This is a genomic window from Zavarzinella formosa DSM 19928 (assembly GCF_000255705.1).
Classification (GTDB): Bacteria; Planctomycetota; Planctomycetia; order Gemmatales; family Gemmataceae; genus Zavarzinella; species Zavarzinella formosa.
Genome location: NZ_JH636441.1, coordinates 335775 through 359137 on the forward strand (window position 1 = coordinate 335775; position 23363 = coordinate 359137).

A 23363-nucleotide genomic window follows, 5' to 3' on the forward strand; every position below is an offset into this window, starting at 1 on the left:
CATTGCGCATGGATTGGTCGAACCAACACCCGTTTCTTCCCGAAGCCACGCTGGACGGTGGCGATTTGGGCTGGGGCACGGGCCTGCTCATGCTAATTCTTCGCCAACTGGGCGGCATGACACCGGGCCAATTGTTGGAAGTGATTTCAATAAATTCGCAATCGGAAAGCCATCTGCCGAACTGGTGTTTGCAGTCGGGTCATGAGTTGATTTCCCAAACAAAGACAGGCGATACGCGGAGTTATCTTCTTTGCCGTGGCCGGTTGAGCGACCGGCCCGAGGCGCCGACTCCCGCGATGGCGGAACCCGCCCGTCTTGTGGTGCGGCGATTGCCACCGCTGGCCTTGCTGAGCTTGGGCATGGTTCATCCCGCCGCCGATGTCGTGCCGCATTCGCCGCACATGGAATTCCAGCAATTAACCACCGTGACGGTTTCGATGAACGTAGCCGTCCGGGTGGAAATCGAAAGTTTGTTGGCTCAGGGTGTGCAACTCATTCGGGTGCTTCTGCCGGAATTGGGAACTGATCCGGCGAATTTGGCCCTGATCACCGATCAGTTGCAAATGCTTTTGCACGGCCTGCCGCCGGAACGTCTGGCGGTGGAGCTATCCCAACCGGCGGACGATGGGATGGTCGGATTTCTAAGTGACATCCCCGTGGGTAATGTGATTGTGGCGACTCCGGCCTCGGCCGTGGACGACTTGCAGCCACTCCGGCATTTGTCGATTGAAAAACGTCTGGCGTTGCGGATTGATCCATCAGAATCCGTTACCGATGTGTTGACAAAGGCCATCGAACTCTTCGGAATCGACCGGCTGATGGTTTGCACGCACACCACCGACGGCGAAGACTTGAACACGATTGCGGAAGCCGTCGGCATCATCCGGGAACGATACGGCGTGAGCGGTCATGTCGTGGAGTTCATTTACTGAGGATCGAACCATGAGCGATCACGGCAAACTCATCGCCGCTGCCCGCGAAGTCTCCCGCCGGGCCTATGCCCCTTACAGCAAATTCCACGTGGGGGCCGTCGTGCAAACGCCCGGCGGCGAGACATATGCCGGCTGCAATGTGGAAAACGCCTCTTACGGGCTGACTTGTTGCGCGGAGCGGAACGCCATCGGCCAAATGGTCGCGGCCGGGGCGACGGCATTCGACATCGTGGCGGTCTACACCCCAACCGAGAAACCCACCGCCCCGTGCGGGGCCTGCCGTCAGGTGCTTTACGAGTTCAACCCGGAAGCCATCGTTGTCTCCGCCTGTGACGGCCCGGAAGTGATCGAAACGACGGTAAAAGATTTGTTGCCCGGAGCCTTCGGGCCAAAGAATCTGACGTGACCGATGTTCAATTCACCCGCACAATGGCCTCGGGACACCACTTCCGCAACTGTTCTTTCCACTTACTTTTGCCGGTGATGTGATTGGCATCCAAATTCAGATAATACAACCCTCGCAAGTGTTCGGCGTTCAAGATGGCTTGAACGCCGTCGCCCGTGAGGTGGTTCATGGGCAGGTTGAGCCGCCGCAGGTTTTGGAATTGCGTGTTGGCCGCAAATGATTGGAGTTCTGTGTCCGTGATTTCGGACATCGCCAGATCAAGATCTTTGAGGTTCCCCAAGTGTCTGGTTTGAGTCATGGAATACAGCAAGGATAATTCAAGTGGCAAACTCTGTCTGCGATAGGCATTTGGAAGCACGAGCGCAAACCGTTCGAGTTTTGAAAGGGCAGGCAGTTGAATAAATTCATTCGAGGACTGGTAAGAACAAGAATCAGCGTTTATCAGACATGTTCGTAATTGACTCAGAATATCGGCCAACGCCAACCCTCGAAGCCAATCATAGTCAGCGCCCGGTGCCACCATCTGATCGAATCTTAACTCCTCCAAAACCGGAAGCCGCGATTTACTCAATATCTTTGGATAAGTTACGGACTCGATTCTGGTATTATCAAAGGCCAATTTCTTCAACGCCCGCAGGTTTCCCCCGTCAAGAAGCTCGTCAAACATGCGCCCCGTGACGGTGTAGCCATTGACAGTTAAACCCGTCAATCGCTTCAGGTGCGGGCAAATCGCCAGCGTGGCGACAGGGACATTGCCACGAACGGCCGAGAAGTCGGCGAACTTCACCTCGCGGATCGGCTCGATATCGAAGATTTCCCCGCCATCCAACACGAATCGTTTCGAGTAGATGGTAATCTTGTGGATGAACCCCCGCCGCATCTCGGCATTCAACACTTTGCCGCGCAACGTGTGCAGCCAATGCGGTTGGAACAGTCGCCGGGATTTGGCCGTGAGTTTGCGGAACAACGGGCTATAAGGTTCCGCCCTCGCCAGTTCGCATTGCGCTCGGATAAACGCCGCCCGCTGACTGTCGCCCTGTTCTTCGAGCCAGTCGGAGTAGATCAACCGGGGCGCGTCATCCTCCGGGTTTTCAAGGATCGATTGGTAAAGGGCTTTGCCTTCGTTCATTATTTACGAGTTTCGGAGCCTATCCCGGTGTGCCCAAGTCTTTGGTCGCCGCCGATTGTGGACGATGGCGACGATCCAAATCAGGTCATCATATTCTCGATAAAAGATCACATATGGGAAACGACGTATCACCCGGAATCGGAAATTTCTTCCATATGGCGAGCCCAAACCGGGCGAATTTGCAATGTCGTTTACCAATGTAAAGGCGACTTCTGTAAATTTTTGACCAAGCCCAGTCGAGAGAGTTTCATAGTGAAAAGCGGCATTCTCAACATCTCGCTCGGCCAGTCGATGAAAAGCGACTGGCTTCATTTGAACTTGGCCCTAAGTTTGGCGAAGACTTCATCAGCGGGAATCGCCGGTGATTCTCCGTTCAGGAATTCCGCTTCCCGGCGATCCAACTCAGCTAGCAATTCTGGGTCTTCTTCGATTTCGTCACCGAGCGCCAGCGTGTCTTCCAATAAACGATGGAAGAGCAATTGATCGGATTTTTCAAGGGCGGTCACTTCTCTGAGTAACCGTTCAACTTCTGATGTCATGGTTTTTCCTTGGTAAATCTCGCTGGCGTCATCATATCGTCACTCCGCATCCAGCAAGATCAACTTCCCCTCTTTGCCGCCGACGGCGACCAGTAATCCGTCCGGGGAGAATGCCACCGCGCGGCCGGGGCCGCAGCCGGGTTCCAAGGACAGTTGTTCGGCACCGGTGAAGGCGTTCCAGAAACGGACGCCGGAATCTTCGCCGACGGAGACGAGCGTGTGGCCGTCCGGGGAGAACGCCACCGACCGCACGGATTGCTGATGGCCCCGGCAGATGATTCGCGGGCCTTCCACATACCAGCCGGATTTGGTTAGCGGCCAAATTTCAATGCGGCGGCCCATCGCCACGGCCAGACGTTCGCCGTCCGGCGTGACGGCGAGGGCGTGGACGTGGGCGTTCACGGGGATGTCGGCCACATGCTTGGAAGTGGCCCGGTCATGGAAGATCACCCGGCGGTCGGCGGCTCCGGTGGCAATGGTGTTCGGACCGGTGAACAGCACCGTGCCGATCTGGTTTTCGTGCCCGGTCAGTTCGGCTTCCCGATACCAATAATAATCGGAAACGACGACCGCGTGACCCGGCTCGTCCCACCAACCGCCTCCCATCGCGAGATGCAAACCATCGGGCGAAAAGGCAACGGCCGTCATCGGGCCGTGCTGGCCGGGGAGGCCGACCAGTTCCCACGACTTGTAACCCTCGGCCGTGTGAATCTGGACGATTCCTTCGGCCCCGGCGAGGGCGAAACATCGCCCGGAGGGATGCCAGGCCATCTCGGCGACGCGGTCCCGCGAGGGCGTGAACCGGGGATTCACCAAACCCGCCAGCATCTCCACAACGGTGAGCAGAGCGAAGCCGCCGTGGAAGCAAATGCCAAGCGTCTTTCCGTCCGGCCGGAAAGCCAGATGAGTGATGGAGCCCGCGTTTAGATCGATTTGCCTCATGTGGGAAGCGTTTTCGCCAAGTCTTCGTAAATGGTTCGCAGCCGTTCGCCAAACACCGTCCAAGTGTATTCACGCCGGATCTGGCTCATCGCGGCTTCCGTCAGACGATGCCGCACGGCGGGTTGTTCCAGCAACAAGGCAATCTTGTCGGCGTATCCCTTCGCGTCATCGGCCGGGATCAGATAGCCGGTCACGTCGTCCGTAATGGTTTCCGGCACCCCCGCCGTCGGGGCGGCCAGCACCGGGACGCCGACCGCTTGGGCCTCCAGAATCGAGAGGGGAAGCCCCTCATTGGTGGACGGCAGCAGAAACACATCGGCCGCCTGCAACAAATCCGGGGCATCCGTGCGGTGGCCGAGCAGTTTCACCCGGTCGCCCAACCCGAGCGTGGCGATTTGCCGGGTCAACTCGTTGGTGAATTCCGTTTGGCCGCCACGCTCCGTGCCAGCGAGCCAGCATTCCGCCAAAATGCCCCGATTGCGTAAATCGGCCATCGCCTGAATGGCCGTTCGTTGTCCCTTATGCGGAGCGAGGTTGGCCAGCATCAAGATGAGCGGCCGGTCCGCCGGGGCATTCACTTTTTGTTTGGCCGCGATTCGGTCTCCCGGCGAGAATCGATCCAGATCGACGGCATTAGAGACGGAGTGGATTGGTATTTGATCCCGCACCGCGACCGGAAGGGCTTCCCGCACCCCGGCGGCGAGAAACTTCGCGCAGGTAATGATGGCGTCCGGCGGTTCGCGGAAGGCCCATTTCCAGTTGGGAATCGTGTCCTCAATCTGGACATGCACCAGCCGGGGAAGCCCGGAAGCCTTCGCCGCCCGGCCGGTCAATCCGTGCAGAAACGCCGACGATGAATAAAGAATTCCCGGCCCGAACTTCCGGAATTGCCGGCCGAGCTTCCATTCCAAGTATCGACCGGTAAAACGCCCGGCTGATCGCAATTTGGCTTGCCCGAGATGATGCAGGGTCAGACCGTCCGCGCGCCCGACCGCCTCGGCCGGGCCGTGATCGAGCCAGAGATGGGTTTCGGCCAAAAGCGGCTTCATCAACCGGGCGGTGGCCAGCGCGACGAGGTTGCCGCCGCCAAGTTCGCCGGTGTCCAACAGGTGATGAATCGAACAACGGTTAAGTTCTCGCGGCATATCAGTCGTCCAAATCCCAGACGGAAAGAGTTCCGGTTTCCCCGCCCACAACCGCCCGGAGGCCGTCCGGGGCAACCGCCAGACTGGTCACCCGGCCGACCGGCCAGGCGAAGGCCGTCGGCGGGCGTGTCTCGCGCACATCCCATGTTCGCACGGTCTCATCCCACCCGCCGCTGAGCAGGGTCCGGCCGTCCGGCGTGAAGGCGAGACAGGTCACCATGCCGGTGTGCCGGCCGATGATCCGGGGGACGGACGGCCATTTTTCCACATCGAACAACAGCACATCCCAATCAGCGGTGACCGCGAGGAACTTGCCATCCGGAGACAGGGCGATGGCCCGGCAATCTTTCTTCAACGCATGAGGCTTGGCGGGGGCGCGAGTGATGTCTTGCACATACAGCCATTTGTTGTCCGTCACCCAGACGACCAGCCGACGATCCGGATAACCGACAATGGCCCGCACGCCGCTGCGGCAGTCCACGGGGAGGCGTTGCGGGGTGTCCGATTGAATTTTCAACAGCCAAAGAGAGGTGGGGTAGTGCCCGGCCACCCCCGCCTGTCCCAGCGCGACGACCATTTGTTCCCGGCCGACAAACGCGATGCCGCTGATGGGACCGGGAAACACGATCAACCGCTCTTTGGAAAGCGGGTCTCCCATGTCGTGGATGCCCAGATGGCCAAAAATGGAGCCGGTCAGAAGATAGCGGCCGGAGGGGGAAAAGACGACGGACGATCCCCCGAGCAATTGGGTGGATTGATCCAAAAACGGCCCCCGCCACAATTGGATGCGATTCTCCGTGCTGGCGGCGGTGACAAGCGTTTCACCGTCCGGGGAAAACACCATCGATTGGATGGCGCTCCCGGCGGTTTCTCGGATCAGCATTTCGGCTCCCTCCTTGAGATGGTCTATTTTACGGGGAGGCCGTCCGGGTGGAATCCGGATTATCAAGAGCGAGCGGAAAGAATGAAGCGGTCGGCGATTAGAGTACTCCGCACGCTCCGCGTGCGGGCGGGACTTTGACCCGCTTCATCCTCTGGCCGCCGGGCAAGTCCCATCCGCACGCGGAGCGTGCGGAGTACACTAATCGCCGACCGTTCATTCTTTTGCGCTCGATCCAAAGGTTATTCGGACCGGGACGTGGTCATGTGATTTGCTTGGCGGAGAAGATTTCCGGGAGACTGCCAGGATTTCATGGGGGGACGCCCAAAAACTCGGCGGCGGGCTTGTCGTTGATCGTTTCAAGCGTGGGAATTGATCGCAACAACGCCGCATGCGTCTCCGGCATGTATGTCAGATTGATGTGTTTGAGGGGGAGTGACTTGAGCGGGGAATAGTCGGCAATTGGCGAGCCGTCAATCAGCAGCTTTTCGATGGGTGACTTCGCCAACGGAGCCAGATTGGTCACCTTGGTGTTCCGGCACATCAGTTCCTTCAACGGCATCCCCTCCAACGGTGACAGGTCTTCAATCTCCGACAGATTCAGGCAAAGAAATTTCAGCGGCATCCCTTTCAACGGCGACAGGTCTTTGAGAACTTCGTTGCCGCCGCAGTTTAAATGGGTGATTTTCATCCCCCGCAGTGGCGACAAGTCTTTGCATGCGGACGACCAGATCGACAGATGCCAGAGTGGCATGTCCGCCAACGGCGACACATCTTTGAACGCATTGTTATGGGATTCAATAGAGACAAGTTTTAATCCCCGGAGAGAACTCAGGTCGGTCACGCCCGTCTCGTCTCCATACAGCCGAAGTTCCTTCAATGCCGTGAATCCGTGAAGCGGACTGAGGTTATTCAGATTCTTGGCCTCGTTAATGCCTAACAGAGCCACGATGTTGTCATCGATCCGGTGCCAGGCGCTTTTGTCGTTCCAGTCCGGGTTAAGTTCTTTGAGTTTGGCGACCACGGCCTCAAATTGCTCTTTCGCCGGCAAGAGAGCCACCGTCGCTTTCCAAGCATCCTCCTTCGAGACCACCGGGGCGGGCTTTGGCGTTTCGATTTCCTTGGAAACCGACGGTGGATAATTTGGCGGCGTTTCAGCGATTTGCCTCACACCATCGCGGCCATTGACCGGCTTGGCGGGCGGGAACGCGAGCCAGCCGGCCGCGACCAACAGAAACAATCCGGCCGCAACGACGGCCGCTTTCTTCCACCGGCTTTTTGACGCGGGCTTTGCGGGAAGAGGATCGGTCAAACAGCGGGACAATGCCTCGGCCGTTTCGATTGCCGAAGAGAAGCGATGATCGGGGTTTTTCTCGTGAAGTTTCGCGATGACTCCGCTCAACCCCTCCGGCACATCGGCGATGATCTCGCGCACGGGCCGTGGCGTGTCGTCGGCGACTCGCTTGAGGATGGCGAGAGCGCTTGGCGCCCGAAATGGCGGGCGCCCGCTGGTCATGGCGTACAGCACGCTGCCGAAACTGAACAGGTCGGCCCGCTGGTCCAACCGCTCGCCAAGCGCCTGCTCGGGAGCCATGTACATGGGCGTGCCGGCGACCACTCCGCTCTGTGTCATGTTGGCGTCGTCGCTGGCGCGGGCAAGGCCAAAATCGGTCAGTTTGACATGAACATCGACGCCGGTTTTGAGCAAAATATTAGCCGGTTTGACATCACGGTGAATCAATCCTTGTTCGTGGGCGGCCGCCAGCCCCAACGCGATCTGTTGCCCGAGGCGAATCACGTCTTCCGCCGGGATTGGACCGTTGGCGTCCAGATATTGTTGCAGCGTTTGTCCTTCGACGAACTCCATCACCAGATACGGCAACGGCTGTTCCTCGACAGCATAAATTTGCACCACATTTTCGTGCCGGACTCGGGCCGCCACGCGGGCTTCCCGAAGAAAGCGTTTCCTCGGCGGCGACGTGACCGACAAATGCGGCGCCAGCACCTTGATCGCCACCATCCGATGCAACGTCTCGTCAAAAGCCTTGACCACGATCCCGAATCCACCCTGGCCAAGCACGCGCAACACTTCGTAGTGGCCGAGCCGCCCGATAGCGTCCGGCCGGGTCGCCGGTGCGAGAAAAGCGGCCAATTGGGCTTCGCCGGTCCTGGCTGAAAAAGTCTCCGTGTCTTCCTCAACCGGCCTTGTCCGGTCGTTGAGTTCCGCAAGCATTTCCGCCGGCCGACGATTCAGCAGCGAATCGGCGCTCTCGTGCATCGTCAGCAATTGTTCGATTCGTTGGCGCAATGTGTTGTCTGGGCCGCAAGCTTCGCCCAAATAGGCGGCTCTCTCGGCCTTGTTCGTCTTGTTCAATGCTTCCCAGAAAATGTCTCTCTCGTTCAAGGGAGTCCTCCGCCAGTCCTCGCGAATACGGAGCAACCATGAGAGAGATGCGATTTTCACATCCGAATCGCGCCGAAAATCTTTCAGAAATTCACAAATTCATTTTACGTCGAAGTGTTGTCTTGACTCCTGATTCTGGCCAGCAGCCAGGCTCGGGCGTAAGCCCAATAGCTGTCGGCCGTTCGGGAGCCGATCTTCAACGCCGCCGCCGCCTCTTTGATGGTCAGGCCGCCAAAGTAGCGAAGGTTGACCAATTCGGCGATTTGCGGTTCGATTTTCGCCAGCACCGTCAGCGCTTCGTCGAGCGCCAACAGGTCGTCGGCGATTTGCGGCTCGGCAATTTTATCCAAGTCGAAGGCTTCTCGTTTGAGGCCGCCGCCATGCTTTTTCCGCTTCTTCTTGCGGGCGGAATCGATCAGGATGTGGCGCATCGCCATCGCGGCGGCCGCGAAGAAGTGTACCCGGCCATCCCATTTTTCATCATGGCCGGTCCCGACCAGACGCACGTAAGCCTCATGGACGAGGGCGGTGGGTTGAAGTGTCTGCCCGGCGGACTCAACGGCCAGATGATGAGCGGCCAGTCGGCGCAGTTCGTCGTACACAAGCGGGAACAAATCGGCCGTGGCTTGGCGGTCTCCGCCACTAATCGCCGTCAGGATTTGAGTGACGTCGCTCATATCGCTCAAGATACGAAAATCACCACCATTCCCGGCCAGACGAGAATGATGTGCGGATCATCTCAACTCACACAGAACGACATGTTTTCCAACGAAATCACGCTGGCCGCACGAAATCACATCAAAGCAACATTTCATGAAGCCTTGATGTGATTTCGCACGATCAGCGTGATTCCGGCGCCAGCCTTTTGGCTCTTACTCTTTGACCGTCGTCGGCTTGACCTTGTTCAGCGTGGCCTTAATGAACTCAAGATCTTTCAGGGCTTCTTCTTGGGTTTCGACGCCCTTGACCGGCATGGCGGCGACTTTGCCGTTTTCGTCCTTGATGCGGAAGCGGAAGCCATCCTTCGCCTTGTAGATTTCAATGGTGCCGACGGCATCATCCTTCTTGGGAGCGTCCTTCTTCGTCTCTTCTTTCTTCGTGTCAACCTTCTTCGTGTCGGCCTTCTTCGCATCCTTCTTGTCTTGGGCGCCCGCGAACGGCACATCGGACATCGCCAGCGAACCCATTCCGACGGTCAGGGCGATCAACGCGATCATCTTTCGCATGTTTAAATACTCCCGAAAATAAAGACATTTCAAGTTTTGATGACGAACGGTCATCACCACCGAAGTATGGCCATGCCCGGATCGGGAGACAAGAGAATTTCAGATGAGTTTTAACGGTTTCAGATAGAATTTCCGGCGTCCCAACCTCCTCCCGGAAGGACCATCATGGTTTGCCGTGTTTTGCATCTCGGCGTCGTTTTTCTGATCGGAACATTTTCCCTCTCCGCCGCCGAACCGAAGGCGTTCCCCGGCAAGGCGTCGGAGTGGAACGGCTTTCCCAAGTATGATTTTCCGGCGGCCGGAACAACCGCCACGGTGGTTGTCCCCAAGAAGGCATTGCCCGGCCGTCCGTGGGTGTGGCGGGCGGAATTCTTCGGCGCCTTCGCGGATGCGGACAAGTTGCTGGTCGAAAACGGCTGGCATCTGGCTTACCTGCAAACATCGGACTTGTTTGGTTCGCCGAAGGCCATCGCCAAGTGGGAGAAGTTTCACGCCTTGATGGTGGATGAATACGGCATGCACCCCAAGCCCGGCCTCATCGGCCTGAGCCGGGGCGGGTTGTACGCCATGAACTGGGCCGCCACTCATCCGGACAAGACGCTGGCCGTCTATCTGGACAACGCCGTGTGCGATTTCAAAAGCTGGCCCGGTGGTAAATCGAAGATGCTCGGCGCCAGCCCCGGCTCGGCGGGAGAATGGGCCAAAATGTTGAAGGCGTATGACTTCGCGGATGATGCCGCCGCCATCGCTTACAAGTTGAACCCGGTGGACAATCTGGCCCCGCTGGCCAAAGCCGGGATTCCGCTGTTGCTGGTCTACGGGGACAAAGATCAGGTTGTCCCGCACCCCGAGAATTCGGAAAAGGTCTACGACCGCTACAAGGCCCTCAACGCCCCGGTGGAACGAATCGTGAAGCCGGGGTTTGACCATCATCCGCATGGATTGAAGGACAACGCCCCGGTGTTGAAGTTCTTTACGGCGGCGTTGGAAGCGAAGAAATGATGATTTTAGTGCGAGGCTCAAACTGCTGTAGTGACCAAAGTGTTTTGTGATTTCGGTCCAACGGACCGATTAACATAGCCTAGCCCGTCAGGGCTGGGTAAACACATCGAGATACCCCGGTCTGAAGGACCGATTATTCGTTCAAGGTCCGTCAGGGCCGCGAAGGCCGAAGCCCAAAGATAATCGGTCCTTCAGACCGAGGTCGTTGGCGGGAGATTGACCCAGCCCTTTCGGGCTGGGCTATGTTAATCGGTCCGTTGGACCGACAAAACCATCTGTTTCGACCTCATGCCAATTTGAAATCCGCTTTCACTTACTGCACCGGCATACAAACCTGTTCCAGCAGTTTTTCACAGTGTTCCTGAATCAGATCCGCGAGGTTCGGCAGCGGCTGCCCCTCGGGGAGTGATTCCTTCATGGCCGCGATCCAGCGGGGGAAGCAATAGAGCATCGCCAGCGATTCGGCCGAGGCTGGTTCGAGGCGGGCGTGCTTGCCTTTCTTCTCCGCGTCGGCCCAGACGGTCTTGCTCTTGCCTGTCAGCGTGAGGTCGTCTTCCGTCCGCATCAGGATCAGGTGATCGATCACCGGCGGCTCGACATTCATCGATGACAGTTTGATTTCCAAATCCTTCGGCTTCCCGGCAGACTTGGCGAGGAACAGGCCGACGCCCACTTTCCACGGCTGGCTGTCTTTGCAGGCCCAATGGGCGATGCTCATGACGCCGTAGGTCGGGTGTTCGCCGAACGCATATTCCGGCACGACATGCTGAAGCCGCCACGGGCCGACTTTCACGCCGTGTTCGTGGCAGGTTTGCAGGAAGGAGCCGAGACCGGCTTGGATTTCACGGGTGGCCCCGGTGATCGATCCTTCGGGCGTCAGCTTTCGCATGGCGGCCCGGAGTTCCTGGCTCCAGAGTTCGGCGACGCTCATCGGCGTCAGCACACTGGCACTGGCGGGCGTCGGTTCCGCATGGATGATTTCCACGCTCTTCACGATCACTTGATCGACCGTCGGGCGCGGGGTTTCCACCGGCAGACGATTGACCACTTGAACTTCGACGGTCTCTTCGGCCGGAGCCTGCTGCGTCAGTTGGGCGGGCAGCGTGATCGGCGCGGAGGCGACCGCCGGTTGTTCATTGCCGTAGACCAAGTGATCGAACAAGTGCCGGCACTGTTGGAGCATGTCCCGCAACGTCGGTTCCGTGAGGGCGATCCGTCGGACCTGTTCATCGGTAAACGGGTAGAGCGAATCGTAACTCTCGGCTTCCCGCAATTCGGAGAGGGAGCCGCCAAGCCGGGATTCCACGACCTTCCGCACCAGTTCCGGGGCGGGGGCTTCCAGACGGATGGCCTTGATGGTTCCGTGTTTCGGCACATGCACCGGGTTGTTGAGCCGGTCTTGGATGTAGCCATCGAGCGACGGAACAAAGCGGTTCCACAATCCCCGTTCGGCAAAGATCAGGAAGCAGAGGCCGTCGATCTGGTGCATCATCTGCACGATTCCGGCGAAGAACGATTCGGCCACCTTGTGGGCGTCGTCGCTTCGGCGGGCGAGCAGCAAGTCTTCCAACTGGTCGAAAGCCACCACCACCGGCGTCTTCAACGCGCGGAACACTTCCATCAGCACTTTGAAGAGAGACAACACCAAGTCTTGCCGCGAGGGGCGCACTTGGAACGGCATCTCCACGAATTCATGCGTGAGGAAGTCAGCCAGCGAAGCTTCGTCTTTTTGCAGGAAGGCCCGCGTGAAACCCTTGTACATCTCCCGGCGCATCAATCCGGCGGCGTTGTGCGGCTCCGTCTTTTCCACGTAGCCGTCAATGAGTTCGAGGGCCTTGGCAACGGGAACCCCCGCTTCAGTGAGGGCTTGCATCACCGGCATCGGCCCGCGGCCAAGCTGGCCGTGGCCACCGATGTGATCGACGAGCCATTGGCAGCGCTCGATCGCCTGGTTCATCCCGAGGCCAAGCTTGCGGGTCCAGCGGCCCAAGCCGGGAGCCGGGAACAAGTCGGCCTTCTGGTCGTTGGTCAACCCGTGCAGGGCGTTGCCGAGCAACCGGCGGACGACGTGTTCGCCGACGTAATCCAACGGCCGGATGCCGCGTTGCTTGCCGCCGCCGAGCAGGGTGTCGATGATCTGGAACAGCAGATATTCGAGGAAGTCCGCATCCTTCTGATACACGCCGGGGGTGACGAGCAGTTGCCACGCGCCCTCGCCGCCGTGCTTGATGGAGTGCAGCAAGTGGGTCTTGCCCGCCCCCTTGTTCCCCAGCACCGGGACGACTTCGGAGTGGGTCGTCGGGTCGTAGCGGTAGAGGTCGATGATGTTCAGAAGCAGGTCGCGTTCCGAGGCATAAAGTTCCGGGACGTGATAGCGGGCGCACACGTCATCATCCGGATTGCGGGCGAAGTAATTGCGGAACGGATTGCCCGACCGCCGGAGCGTCTCCACCGCCCGCTCGCCGCGAGATTCGGTCATTGTTACGGTCGTCATCGGAACCTCCCTGTTCAACGTCGAATGTCCTGAAAATCCGTCTTGCGAAATCTCACCGCACGCTGGCGTAGTACGCGATCTCATGGCCCGCCAGCAGCGCATAAGCCGGTTCCGGCATCGCGTACAACGCCCCCGTCCACGGGTGCAAATAAATCTGATGGTCGTCGTGCAATTGCCGAAGGGCGTCGTGGAACCGGCCGATGCTCACGCGGCCGCCCGATTCCAACCGGGCGAACAAAACGGGCAACGGACAATCTTGGGACACCTCGGCGCTGGCGTGCCACTCGGCCAGCCGACACTTGATGTCCGCGATCAGGTTGTCGTTCGTCTCCGGCGGCAGCGGTTTTTCCGCGTTCCCCTCGGTCAACCGGGGAAGCACCTGTTTCAGGGCCTCGCGGATGGATTGCAGGCCGTCGGCCATGCGCGAGACCGAGTCGCCGAGTTGTTCCACCTCGGTTTGCCGGTCTTCCAGCACGCGGACGAAATCTTCCACGATCTGCCGGGGATTCGCCTGTCGCAAGAGAAACTGCATGCCCTTCTCCGTCAACACACAAACTTCACGGCCGCCCCGGCCTTTGTTGTCAAACTCCACGACGCGCAGCAAACCTTCCGTTTTCGCACGCTCGGCCAATGGTTTGGCCTTGGTGGTGGCGGGGAACAGCCCGGATTCCCCTTTTTGGGCGTACAGGCTCAACCCGCCCGGTTCGGCGGCGGCCCGTGTGAGGGCGTCCAACAATAATTGGTGCGACTGATCGGCCAACGCACCCCTCCCTGGGTTTGCCGGTCATGGAAATCGAGCGCGGATCATATGCGAAGATGGGCAAATGATGCAAGCCGAGTTTTCTTGGGCAAAGTTCAGGCAAGCATTAAAAGGTTTTCTGTTCCGGCCGTAAAAGGCGGGGCCTGAATCACCACAATAATTCCCGAAACACGTTTGACGGACACACTCGCGCGGTATTGTTCGATGAACTCGCGGCGATTGACAGATTCAATCATGAAAGATTAATGATTGAATGGTTTCAATAACCGCATCGCACGGCCAGCCGTTTTACCCACGAATCGCTTGCCCCACCATCGCCGGAATCGATGCTTTAACAATGTTCAAGCTCATCCTTGACAGCGGTTTGCACAATGCCACCTTTTGGTTGTTGCTATTGGGCACGGTTGCTCTCGCCTTGAACTGGCAATTGCGGGAACGACGCATTGCCTCGACACTCTTCATGCTCATGCTGATCGTCGGGACGGGGGCCAACCTGTTCCTGTCTCTTTACCGAGCCTATTCGGTGCCTCGCGATGTGATGCAGGACATTGTCTCCGCGAAGGAATACATCGATGGCCGCCCTCTCTATCCACCGGACATGACCCGGCGAATCCGGCTGGCCTTGGAAGAAGAAGGCCCGCGAGCCTCCCTGCTGGAAGCCTGGCCGAGCCTGCGGCAACGGGAACGAGAACAACTGGATGACATGCTGAACTCGCACTGGGTGCAGGCCCATCCGCCGTTCATGACCATCTTCATCGTGCCGCTTGTCCGGGATTTCGGCGTCCTTGGCACCCAGATGGCCATGATCCTGATTTCACTGATCGCTTTGGCTGTAACGCTTAGCCTGCTTCGATTGGAATTATTCCCCCAACTTGGCGCCCGGCCGTTCGCCATCCTTTGTCTGATGGTTCTCGGCTGGGACCCGGTGTTGACCGCGCTCCGGTCGGGACAAACGGGGTTGCTGCTCGGCGGCTTGCTCACCGTCAGTTGGTTCTTGCTGCGGCGCGGGCGTCCCGGTTGGGCGGGGGTGGCGGCGGGGGTGGCGATTTCGCTGAAACTGATCCCCGGCATCATTTTGCTGGTGTTCGTGATGAGGCATCGCCGGGCGTTTTATTCCACGATGCTGACGGTTCTTTCCATCGGCCTGTTCGTGCTGGGTTTGACGAGCATCCGCGATCATCTTGATTACGTGAACACCAGCCGGGGCGTCGTCGAAATGTACGCGGCCTACTCGGGCAATCTCTCGCTGCTCGGCTCGCTGGCCCGCAGCCTCCGCGATTTGGAAATGCCCTTTGCGGTCACGCGGGCCGTATGGCTCGTCAGCGGCGGGTTGATGGCGCTGGCCTTTGCATGGCAACTTTGCAGACGGCCCGAACCGGCGCAGGAAAAAGAACAGATTGATCTTCAATTCACGCTGGCGATGACGCTCATTCCGATGTTGTCTCCGGTGGCTTGGGATCATTATCTCATCTACCTCATTCTGCCACTCACGGTTCTGGGCGGCCGCATTCAGGCGACGGGCCATCGTGGTTTGTCTGTTGGTTTCGCGGGGTTGCTGTTGTTGTTCGCCTTGCCGGACGCGCTCTTCCATCTGGCGCTCGCCACCTGCGCCGCCCACGGCATGTCGTGGCTGGCGATCTGGCTGATTTTGGATCTTCGCCTCTTCGGGCTTTGTATCCTGACGATCTGGTCTTCGCGGGCGATGTATCAAGCTCTCCGAAAGCAAAAGCCGATGACGGCGATGCAAGGGGCCATCATCCCGCATCAAAACAATCCGTGTCTGCCCCCTTCCTCCGTGGTCGGGCAAGAACAGACATCCCCGGCGGCCTGAGCGGGCGGCGCATGAAACGATTTTGGTCCGAATCGCCCTTCGTTTTCGTGCCCGTTCTGGTGATCCTCGCGGCCCATTTGTGTGTCGATGTTGACAGCGAACCTGTTTTCAACAACGACGAAACCCGGCATGTGATGACCGGCGTTTTCTTTCACGATGCGATTGGCGACACCCCGTTCCGAAATCCCAAGCAATATGCGGTTGGCTATTACCTTCAGTATCCCGCTTTGGGGCTGATGGTGTGGCCGCCGTTTTTTTACATGGTCGAGGGCGGGTGGATGTGTCTGGCCGGCACTTCCTTCCTCGCCGCGAGAATGTTGATCGGAATCTTCGCGGCCATCGCCTGCGCCTATTTTTACCGGCTGGTTCGCCGTGACAAAGACCGCCTGACATCGGCCATCTCACTGCTTCTCCTTGGCTTTTCACCACTGTTTTTCCGGTTCTCGCGGCAGGTGATGCTGGAGATCCCCTGTCTGGCGATCCTGCTGGCATCCGTGTTTCATTTCGAGCGTTATCTTGGCGAAACCCGCCGGCGCGACGCCTGGCTGGCCTGCCTGTTCGCCGCATTGGCTGCCTTGACACGGTTCGATGGAATCTGTCTGCTGCCGTATTTCATCATCCGGTTGTTGATGACGGGCAATCTGGCTTTGTTGAAACGATGGCCGGTGTTGGGCGGCATCCTGACCGCCGGGATTCTGACTGGTCCGTATTATCTGTTCACGATGCGAGAGTACGGATCGACCATCGCCAAAGCCGCCCGCGAAGCCCCGACGGCCGGTGGAACCGCGTCCTTCGGCATCCACAACCTTGTCTATTATCCCTCGTGCATCCCCGAACAAATCGGCTGGTTTGCCGCCGTCGCCGCCATTATTGGCTTGTTCTGTTCGTTACGCCGGGAATCACGCCGCGCGGCCGGTCCGGCGTTTGGTCTCTTGCTTGCGACCTATCTGTTCTTCACGCCGATTGCCGAGTTGGATTCCCGGCACACGATTTACTGGCTGCCGGGGTTGGTGATCCTTGCCGTGAACGGCTGCAAGACGGTGGCCGGACTGGTTCGACGGCCGCGTCTGGCGCTTCCCTTGACGCTGTTGGTTGCCGTCGGTTCCATTGGCACATCCGTTCGGGAACCATCCATCTATGTGTTCGGGTATGAAGAGGCGGCCGAATATGTGGTCGAGCATAATCGTGAAACCCGCGTCTGTCTGATGGATGGTTTTCTGAACGGCGGCTTCATCTATCAATTGCGGCGACACGATCCCGAACGTCGGCTCTGGACCCTGCGGGGTGACAAACTGTTCTACACCGTTCTCAGCGAGCCAGACGCCGGGTATAAGGATCATGCCCGTGAAGAGGAAGAAGTGCTTTCGCTGATTCATCGTTATGATCCGGAACTTATCATCGTCGAAGAGCCGCAGTTGTATTTCGACCTGCCCGGCGCCAAGTTGCTGCGTGAAACACTTCACGATCACCCGGAGCGGTTCCAGTTGGAGAAGACCATCCCGATTCGCACGAATCATTTTCGCTTCGCCAACGCGAGACTGGAAATCTGGCGAAACAAGATTCGCAACCCGGATCGGTCTGAGTTCCTTGAAATTGAGATGCTTAGTATCGGCCGCAACCTTGGCGCCGGGTTGAAGAAATAGGCTTCGTCCGCCGAAGATGCCCCTCAACGAAGAAGGCCCGGCATGGTTCTGATGAAACATGCCGGGCTTCTTGCGTTGGATTCGATCAATCCGTGTTACTTCTTCGCGGGGGCAAGCAGCGAATCATACACCTTCACGCTCTTCCAGTTATCCTTGTTCTCGGCAATGAACTTTTCGTGTTCGGCATCCTTCGCGTACTTGTCGTGGGCCGCCTTGTCCGTGAACACGAGGTGCAGGGCGACATCCCAATCCTTGGCGTTCACGTCGCGGGTAAATTCTTCGCCACGGGCACCGGCGCTGAAGTACAGCACGCCGGGTTGCGGCTTGAGGTACTTCTCGCACGCGGCCACCAGCTTGGCCTTGGCTTCCGGGGTCTTTTCCTTGAGTTCAAAGAAGACCATGTGCCCGACGTTTGGCTCGTCGGCCTTGGCCGTCATCGAGAAGGCCACCGTGAGAGCCAGCACGGCCATCATTCGCTGAATCATTGCAAATCTCCGTTGTGGAAATCCGAAACTCAAAAGTTCAACGTTACTTGGACAGCCCGTAACGGGCGAACGAACCCAGTTCCTGCTCGATCCGCAGGAGTTGGTTGTACTTGGCGATCCGGTCCGTCCGGCTCGCGGAGCCAGTCTTGATCTGACCGGCGTTGGTGGCCACGGCGATGTCCGAAATGGTCACGTCTTCGGTTTCACCGCTGCGGTGGCTGATGACCGTCGTGAAGCGGTTTCGCTTGGCCAGTTCGATGGCGTCCAGCGTTTCCGTCAGGCTGCCGATCTGGTTCACCTTCACCAAGATGCTGTTGCCGCACTTCTTGGTGATGCCGTCTTGAAGCCGGGTCACGTTGGTGACGTACAAATCGTCGCCGACCAGTTGGATCTTGTCGCCGAGTTCGGCCGTCAGTTTCTTCCAGCCGTCCCAGTCGTCTTCGGAGAGACCGTCCTCAATGGACAGAATCGGCCACTTGGCGACCAAGCCCTTCCAGAAAGCGATCATTTCATCGGAAGAGATGACCTTGTCCGGGTCGCTCTTGAAGAAGCAATAGCCGTTCTTGCCCTTGTGTTTGGCTTCCTCGAAGAGTTCCGTGCAGGCGGCATCCATCGCGAAGGCGATGTCGGTCCCGAGTTTGTAGCCAGCCTTCTCGACAGCCGTTGCGATGAAGGACAATGCTTCGTCGGCCGAGGCCAGGTTGGGGGCGAAGCCGCCTTCGTCGCCGACGGCGGTGTTCAGGTGCTTGTCGTGCAGCACTTTCTTCAGGGAGTGGAACACTTCCGTTCCCATCCGCAGACCTTCTTTGAAGGTCGGGGCCCCGATGGGCATAATCATGAATTCTTGGAAATCAACCGTGCTGTCCGCGTGCTTGCCGCCGTTGATGATGTTCATCATCGGGACGGGGAGAACCTTGGCGTTGGTGCCGCCGATGTAGCGGTAGAGCGGCAGGCCGGTCACCTTGGCGCCCGCGTGGGCGACGGCCATCGAGACGCCGAGGATGGCGTTGGCGCCGAGCTTCGCCTTGTTGGCGGTGCCGTCCAGGGTGAGCATGGCCCGGTCAACGCCGAGTTGGTCAAGCGGGTTCATCCCGGCGATGGCCGGGGCGATCAGCTTGTCCACGTTTTCGACGGCTTTCAGCGTTCCCTTGCCGAGATAGCGCTTCTTGTCGCCGTCCCGGAGTTCCACGGCTTCGTGAGCCCCGGTGCTGGCCCCGCTGGGGACGGCCGCCCGACCCACGGTTCCGCAGGCAAGGGTCACCTCAACCTCAATGGTCGGGTTGCCGCGGCTGTCCAGAATCTCAAGGCCCTTGACTGTCCGAATCGCTGGGTTCGACATGTGCGAAATGACACCGTTTGGAGAAAGCGGTCCCGACAGGGATGGGGACACGCGAAGTCTGTTATGTACGGTGTGGGATAGGGATGGCTGCCCGGAAATGCAAGAGACCCCGGCGGATCGGCGTCGCCCGCCCCGAGGGGCCTGGCTTCGCACAATCAACGTCCGGGGTCTCGACCGAATGGAAAGTCCCTGCCCTGGCGAAGTCGGGGGTCCTCGTTACGGGTATTTGTCGGGGTCGTCGATGGTTTTGGGAACAGTCGTCTCACCGTCGCCTGTTTTCCGAACCTTCGTCGCTTTCCAGTCGGCCTTGTTCTTGACACCCATCGTATCGGCGGTGGTTTCGCCGAGTCTTCACAAATTAATCGGGACTTGTCCCGAACGGCCGGAACAGGGACAATCGTGTTCAGATCATGTTTTGGCCGGTCACCGGAAAGACTTCATGAGCGCCATCAATCCTCCGTATCGCGTGAAGCGTGACCCGCCGACGGTCGCGGATGTCATCGTGACGGCCGCGAGTCCCTTGCTCATCATGGGGGTGGTCGGCAGTTTGGTGTTCTTCCTCGCGGAGGTCTTTTACGCAGGGAAATACGAGGGCAGGCTGCTCTACACGCTGTTTTTCTTCGTGGTCGGGGCGGTGTTGGTCGGCCGCATTGCCGTGCAGGCCGACCGTTCGCGAGCATGGGCTTATGGGGGCGTCTTGGCGATTGTCACCGTCTTCGCCCTGCGGGCGTGGGTGGAATATCCCCCGGATAACCCTCTCAGTCTCTTTAAAGATGTCATCAACATCGGGTTGGTCGCCGTGGTTTGGTGGGCGAGCAACCGCCTTGTGTGGGATTGCACGCATATTGACGAAGACAAAACCGGTTCCGGCCAGGGGCTTCTCGCGGCGGCCGGTTGGGAAAAACGCCCCAACGTGCGGCCGGATGTGGTGGATGATGCCGCCGAGGATGAAAGCAAATACCCGCCGGGCATGGCGGGTTGGTACACACGGTTTGACCAATGGCGAAAAGCTCGCGACAAGAAACCGCACACACCGGGCCTGACGGTGGTGTATTTCGCCATCGCGGCCATTCCCATGTTTGGCCTCGGCCAGGCGGTGGTTCCCTCTGACGACTCGGCCCGGCGAAACTTCACCTTTTGGACGATGGCCATTTATGTGACCTCAACTCTCGGGTTGCTGCTCACCACGAGTTTTCTCGGGTTACGGCGATACCTCCGGCAACGCAAGTTGAAGATGCCGATGGCGATGACGGCCAGTTGGATGGGCTTGGGAACCGTGCTGATCCTGATGTTCGTGTTGATCGGGGCGTTGATTCCCCGACCATATTCCGAAACGCCGATCTGGAACCCCACGCGGGTCGTGACCGGGGACAAGAAAGCCTCTCAATATGCCCAAGTAAAAAGCGGCGGCGCCAAAGGCGAGGGAAGCACTGGCGACCAAGCCACCAAGGGGGACGGCAAGGCCACGGGCAAAGGAGGCGAACCCGGCGGCAAGGGAAAGAGCGGTGAATCAAAGTCCGGCAGCGGCGACAAGCAAGGCAAGGACGGTTCCAGCGGCGGCGACAAACAAGGGGACAAATCCGGCGATCAGGACGGGAACAAATCCAAGGACGGGAAGGATGGAAAGGACGGAAATGAATCCAAAGACAGCGGCAAACAGGCCAACGCCAAGGACGCAGACGGCAAAGACGGTTCTTCCAAAAGCGGAGATAGTTCTCCCCCATCCAGCGCAAGCAAGTCGCTCGCCACCATCGCCAATGTGCTGAAATGGATTGTTTTCGCCGCCGTGGCTCTGCTGGTGGTCTTCGTGATCTTCCGGCACGGCCTGTCGTTTCTGGCCAACTTCATGCCGTGGGCAAAGAACCTGCTGGCGGCGCTGGATGCGTGGTGGAAGGGGCTTTTCGGAATGCGAGAACCGGGCGAGAAGACATCGCGTGGCGAATCCGGGCCGACGGTGATTCCCCGCACGCCGTTCTCCGTGTTTTCCAACCCCTTCGCCGATGGCTCGGCCGACGGACGATCTGTCGAGGCGTTGGCGAGGTACAGTTTCGAGGCGTTAGAAGCATGGGCGGGAGACCGGGCTCGCGAACGCCGGGCCGACGAAACCGCCATCGAGTTTGCCCGGCGACTTGGCGAAGACTTTCCGAATCTCGCCGACAACGCGGCCCAACTCGCCGGATTGGTGGCGAGGATGCTGTATGCCACAGACGGACTGCCCAAAACCTCAAGGAAGGTGTTGGAAGCATTTTGGGAATGCCTGATTCATGATGCGGAAGTCGAAGTGGTGGCAGATTGAAGATGAAGTGGAGGAGAGAAATCGATCAAGGGGGTTGGGCGAACCCCCCTGATCGTTAGACACTCATTCCTTGGTGAGAAGGAAGAGCAATCATAAATTTGATGAAAGAAAGTCCCGGCTGTTCAGTAAGCCTAACATTCAACCTGTCTACACCCTAATATACCCGAAATTTGCCGCAGGTGCGTGTCCGTTTTGCAATTTACAAGAGTTCTTTTGAAAATATTTTGTGGCAATAATTTTTTTGAGTCCACCGCATTAAAATTTCATCTTTCACAATAATTCTCTTCTTTTAATAACTGGTTTTTAATTCAGGGACAGTTTCTGCGAGTGTCAGCGGGTCGCATTTGCTTCAATTATACAACAATCAAAATATATTATATTTATTTTAATGTCAGTAAAAACCAGAAAACAACATCACAGCAGCACATCTATCAGAACACAGCCATATTGGTTTTTGAGAAGGCAGCATGATTCTAATTGATCGTTCTTGGTTCGATTGATGGCCGGAAGTTGATCCTCCGTCGCCCAATTCCCCCCGCTCCCATAGGCTATTTCCAGATCATCCCCTTTTGCCTTCGGAAATTCCGACCATGCTTGATGCCGGCTTTATTCGCGACAATTTGGCGGCCGTGAAGGCCAATTGCGTCAACCGGCAGGCCGCCCATGCCGAGGCCGACAAGGTTGTTGAGTTTGATGACCGCCGCAAGAAGCTCGTGAGTGAAACGCAGATCCTTCAACAGAAGGGAAACGAGCTTTCCAAGGGCATCCCGGCCGAGAAAGATCCGGCGAAGAAACAAGCCCTGATCGCCGAGGGCAAAGCCATCCGCGAACAGGTGGCCGCTTTGGAAAAGGAACTCAAGCAGGTGCAGGCCGATTTGCATGCCGCCTTGCTCACCATCCCGAACATGACCCACCCGGACGCCCCGGTCGGGGCGACGCCCGCCGACAACAAGGTCGTCAGCAAATGGGGCGTGCCGACCAAGTTTGATTTTGTGCCCAAAGATCACGTCGCCCTCGCGGAATCGCTGGACCTGGCCGACTTCGAGGCCGGGGCCTCCGTCACCGGGCAGAAGTTCTACTTTCTGAAGAACGAAGCGGTGTTGCTGGAACTGGCGTTGATTCAGTTCACCATGCAAAAACTCGTGAAACGAGGCTTCACCCCGGTCATCACGCCGGACTTGGCGCGGGTGGAAGTGCTGGAGGGCATCGGCTTCATGCCCCGCGATCCGAACCCGGAAACCCGGCAGGTTTACACCATCGCCGATTCGGACTTGTGTTTGATCGCCACGGCCGAAATCACCCTTGGCGGGATGTTGCGGGACCAGATTTTGGACGAAGCCACCCTCCCTCGCAAATATGTGGGCCTCTCGCACTGCTTCCGAACGGAAGCCGGGGCGCCGGGCCGGGACACCAAGGGGCTGTACCGGGTCCACCAATTCACCAAAGTCGAAATGTTCGGTTTCTGCACGCCGGAGCAGACGGAAGCCCTGCATCTGGAGATCTTGGCCATCGAGGAAGAAATCTTCCAAGAACTCGGCCTGCCTTACCATGTGCTGGACACCTGTACCGGCGATCTCGGCGGGCCGGCCTACCGCAAGTACGACTTGGAAGCATGGATGCCCTTCCGTGGTGAACTCGACAAAACCACCGGCAAACCGACCGGCGATTACGGCGAAGTGACCAGCACGTCCAATTGCACCGACTTCCAAGCCCGGCGGCTCAACATCCGCTACAAGGGACCGAACCACAAGGGCACGCGCGTGGTGCATACGCTCAACGGAACGGCCGTGGCCGTCACACGGGCGATGGTGGCCATCCTTGAAAACTACCAGCAGGCCGACGGCACGGTGAAGATTCCCGAAGTGTTGCGACCGTGGGTCGGGCGGGATGTCATCACGCGAAAATGATCG

Annotated in this window: 20 protein-coding genes; 7 read left to right on the forward strand and 13 right to left on the reverse strand. The window is 58.5% G+C overall.

All coding sequences use genetic code 11. From position 1 onward, the window contains the following. The first annotated feature begins 8 nt into the window (after positions 1 to 8). Positions 9 to 932: a sulfurtransferase TusA family protein gene (locus tag BGIM_RS0117805; RefSeq protein WP_020471095.1), complete on the forward strand. Its 924-nt coding sequence runs from the start codon at positions 9 to 11 to the stop codon at positions 930 to 932. Between the two features lie 10 nt (positions 933 to 942). Continuing rightward, on the forward strand, positions 943 to 1338 hold the full coding sequence (locus tag BGIM_RS0117810) for a cytidine deaminase (RefSeq protein ID WP_020471096.1): 396 nt from the start codon (positions 943 to 945) through the stop codon (positions 1336 to 1338). A gap of 7 nt (positions 1339 to 1345) precedes the next feature. Here the strand turns inward: BGIM_RS0117810 and BGIM_RS0117815 are convergent, their stop codons facing one another. The 9 genes from BGIM_RS0117815 to BGIM_RS0117855 form a co-directional block, all read right to left on the reverse strand. Beyond that, the gene (locus tag BGIM_RS0117815) at positions 1346 to 2467 is read right to left on the reverse strand and encodes a TIGR02996 domain-containing protein (protein WP_020471097.1); all 1122 of its coding nucleotides are present in this window, start codon (positions 2465 to 2467) and stop codon (positions 1346 to 1348) included. A 3-nt stretch (positions 2468 to 2470) separates the two neighbouring features. Continuing rightward, positions 2471 to 2779, reverse strand: coding sequence for a type II toxin-antitoxin system RelE/ParE family toxin (locus tag BGIM_RS68315; protein WP_072022269.1), 309 nt, complete (start codon positions 2777 to 2779; stop codon positions 2471 to 2473). Then, positions 2776 to 3006 carry an addiction module protein gene (locus BGIM_RS0117820; RefSeq protein WP_020471098.1) on the reverse strand — a complete coding sequence of 77 codons (231 nt, stop codon included), beginning with the start codon at positions 3004 to 3006 and terminating at the stop codon, positions 2776 to 2778. Before BGIM_RS0117820 ends, BGIM_RS68315 begins: the two co-directional genes overlap by 4 nt. A 39-nt stretch (positions 3007 to 3045) precedes the next feature. After that, positions 3046 to 3948, reverse strand: a complete 903-nt coding sequence (locus tag BGIM_RS0117825; protein ID WP_020471099.1) for a WD40 repeat domain-containing protein — start codon at positions 3946 to 3948, stop codon at positions 3046 to 3048. After that, the gene (locus BGIM_RS57750; RefSeq protein WP_020471100.1) at positions 3945 to 5093 is read right to left on the reverse strand and encodes a glycosyltransferase family 4 protein; all 1149 of its coding nucleotides are present in this window, start codon (positions 5091 to 5093) and stop codon (positions 3945 to 3947) included. The genes BGIM_RS0117825 and BGIM_RS57750 overlap by 4 nt, the downstream gene beginning before the upstream one ends. Position 5094: 1 nt before the next feature. Continuing rightward, complete coding sequence (locus BGIM_RS0117835; protein WP_020471101.1) at positions 5095 to 5976, reverse strand: WD40 repeat domain-containing protein; 882 nt, start codon at positions 5974 to 5976, stop codon at positions 5095 to 5097. Positions 5977 to 6283: 307 nt separating this feature from the next. Further along, entirely contained in the window at positions 6284 to 8377 is a 2094-nt protein-coding gene (locus BGIM_RS57755; RefSeq protein WP_020471102.1) for a serine/threonine-protein kinase, read from the reverse strand. 104 nt (positions 8378 to 8481) lie between these two features. Continuing rightward, the gene (locus BGIM_RS0117845; RefSeq protein ID WP_020471103.1) at positions 8482 to 9054 is read right to left on the reverse strand and encodes an ECF-type sigma factor; all 573 of its coding nucleotides are present in this window, start codon (positions 9052 to 9054) and stop codon (positions 8482 to 8484) included. Positions 9055 to 9249: 195 nt separating this feature from the next. Continuing rightward, positions 9250 to 9603, reverse strand: coding sequence for a YegP family protein (locus tag BGIM_RS0117855; RefSeq protein WP_020471105.1), 354 nt, complete (start codon positions 9601 to 9603; stop codon positions 9250 to 9252). A 165-nt stretch (positions 9604 to 9768) separates the two neighbouring features. On the opposite strand from BGIM_RS0117855, the gene BGIM_RS0117860 reads away from it, so the two are divergent. Beyond that, positions 9769 to 10605 (forward strand): alpha/beta hydrolase family protein, encoded by an 837-nt coding sequence (locus BGIM_RS0117860; RefSeq protein ID WP_020471106.1) that lies wholly within the window; start codon positions 9769 to 9771, stop codon positions 10603 to 10605. 313 nt (positions 10606 to 10918) lie between these two features. Here BGIM_RS0117860 and BGIM_RS0117865 read toward each other — a convergent pair whose 3' ends face one another. Continuing rightward, positions 10919 to 13099 carry a hypothetical protein gene (locus tag BGIM_RS0117865; RefSeq protein WP_020471107.1) on the reverse strand — a complete coding sequence of 727 codons (2181 nt, stop codon included), beginning with the start codon at positions 13097 to 13099 and terminating at the stop codon, positions 10919 to 10921. Positions 13100 to 13151: 52 nt separating this feature from the next. Further along, positions 13152 to 13859, reverse strand: coding sequence for a hypothetical protein (locus BGIM_RS0117870; RefSeq protein ID WP_020471108.1), 708 nt, complete (start codon positions 13857 to 13859; stop codon positions 13152 to 13154). A 337-nt stretch (positions 13860 to 14196) separates the two neighbouring features. On the opposite strand from BGIM_RS0117870, the gene BGIM_RS0117880 reads away from it, so the two are divergent. Both BGIM_RS0117880 and BGIM_RS0117885 read left to right on the forward strand, forming a co-directional pair. Next, entirely contained in the window at positions 14197 to 15690 is a 1494-nt protein-coding gene (locus BGIM_RS0117880) for a glycosyltransferase family 87 protein (protein ID WP_020471110.1), read from the forward strand. Positions 15691 to 15701: 11 nt separating this feature from the next. Next, positions 15702 to 17333 carry an ArnT family glycosyltransferase gene (locus BGIM_RS0117885; protein ID WP_020471111.1) on the forward strand — a complete coding sequence of 544 codons (1632 nt, stop codon included), beginning with the start codon at positions 15702 to 15704 and terminating at the stop codon, positions 17331 to 17333. Between the two features lie 95 nt (positions 17334 to 17428). On the opposite strand, the gene BGIM_RS0117890 is transcribed toward BGIM_RS0117885, so the two are convergent. Together BGIM_RS0117890 and eno are read right to left on the reverse strand one after the other, a co-directional pair. Then, entirely contained in the window at positions 17429 to 17818 is a 390-nt protein-coding gene (locus BGIM_RS0117890; RefSeq protein WP_020471112.1) for a Dabb family protein, read from the reverse strand. A gap of 43 nt (positions 17819 to 17861) precedes the next feature. Then, on the reverse strand, positions 17862 to 19157 hold the full coding sequence (gene eno / locus BGIM_RS0117895) for a phosphopyruvate hydratase (protein ID WP_020471113.1): 1296 nt from the start codon (positions 19155 to 19157) through the stop codon (positions 17862 to 17864). 439 nt (positions 19158 to 19596) lie between these two features. On the opposite strand from eno, the gene BGIM_RS0117905 reads away from it, so the two are divergent. Continuing rightward, complete coding sequence (locus BGIM_RS0117905) at positions 19597 to 21453, forward strand: DUF4129 domain-containing protein (RefSeq protein WP_020471115.1); 1857 nt, start codon at positions 19597 to 19599, stop codon at positions 21451 to 21453. A gap of 590 nt (positions 21454 to 22043) precedes the next feature. Next, the gene (gene serS, locus BGIM_RS0117910; protein WP_020471116.1) at positions 22044 to 23360 is read left to right on the forward strand and encodes a serine--tRNA ligase; all 1317 of its coding nucleotides are present in this window, start codon (positions 22044 to 22046) and stop codon (positions 23358 to 23360) included. Positions 23361 to 23363 lie beyond the last annotated feature (3 nt).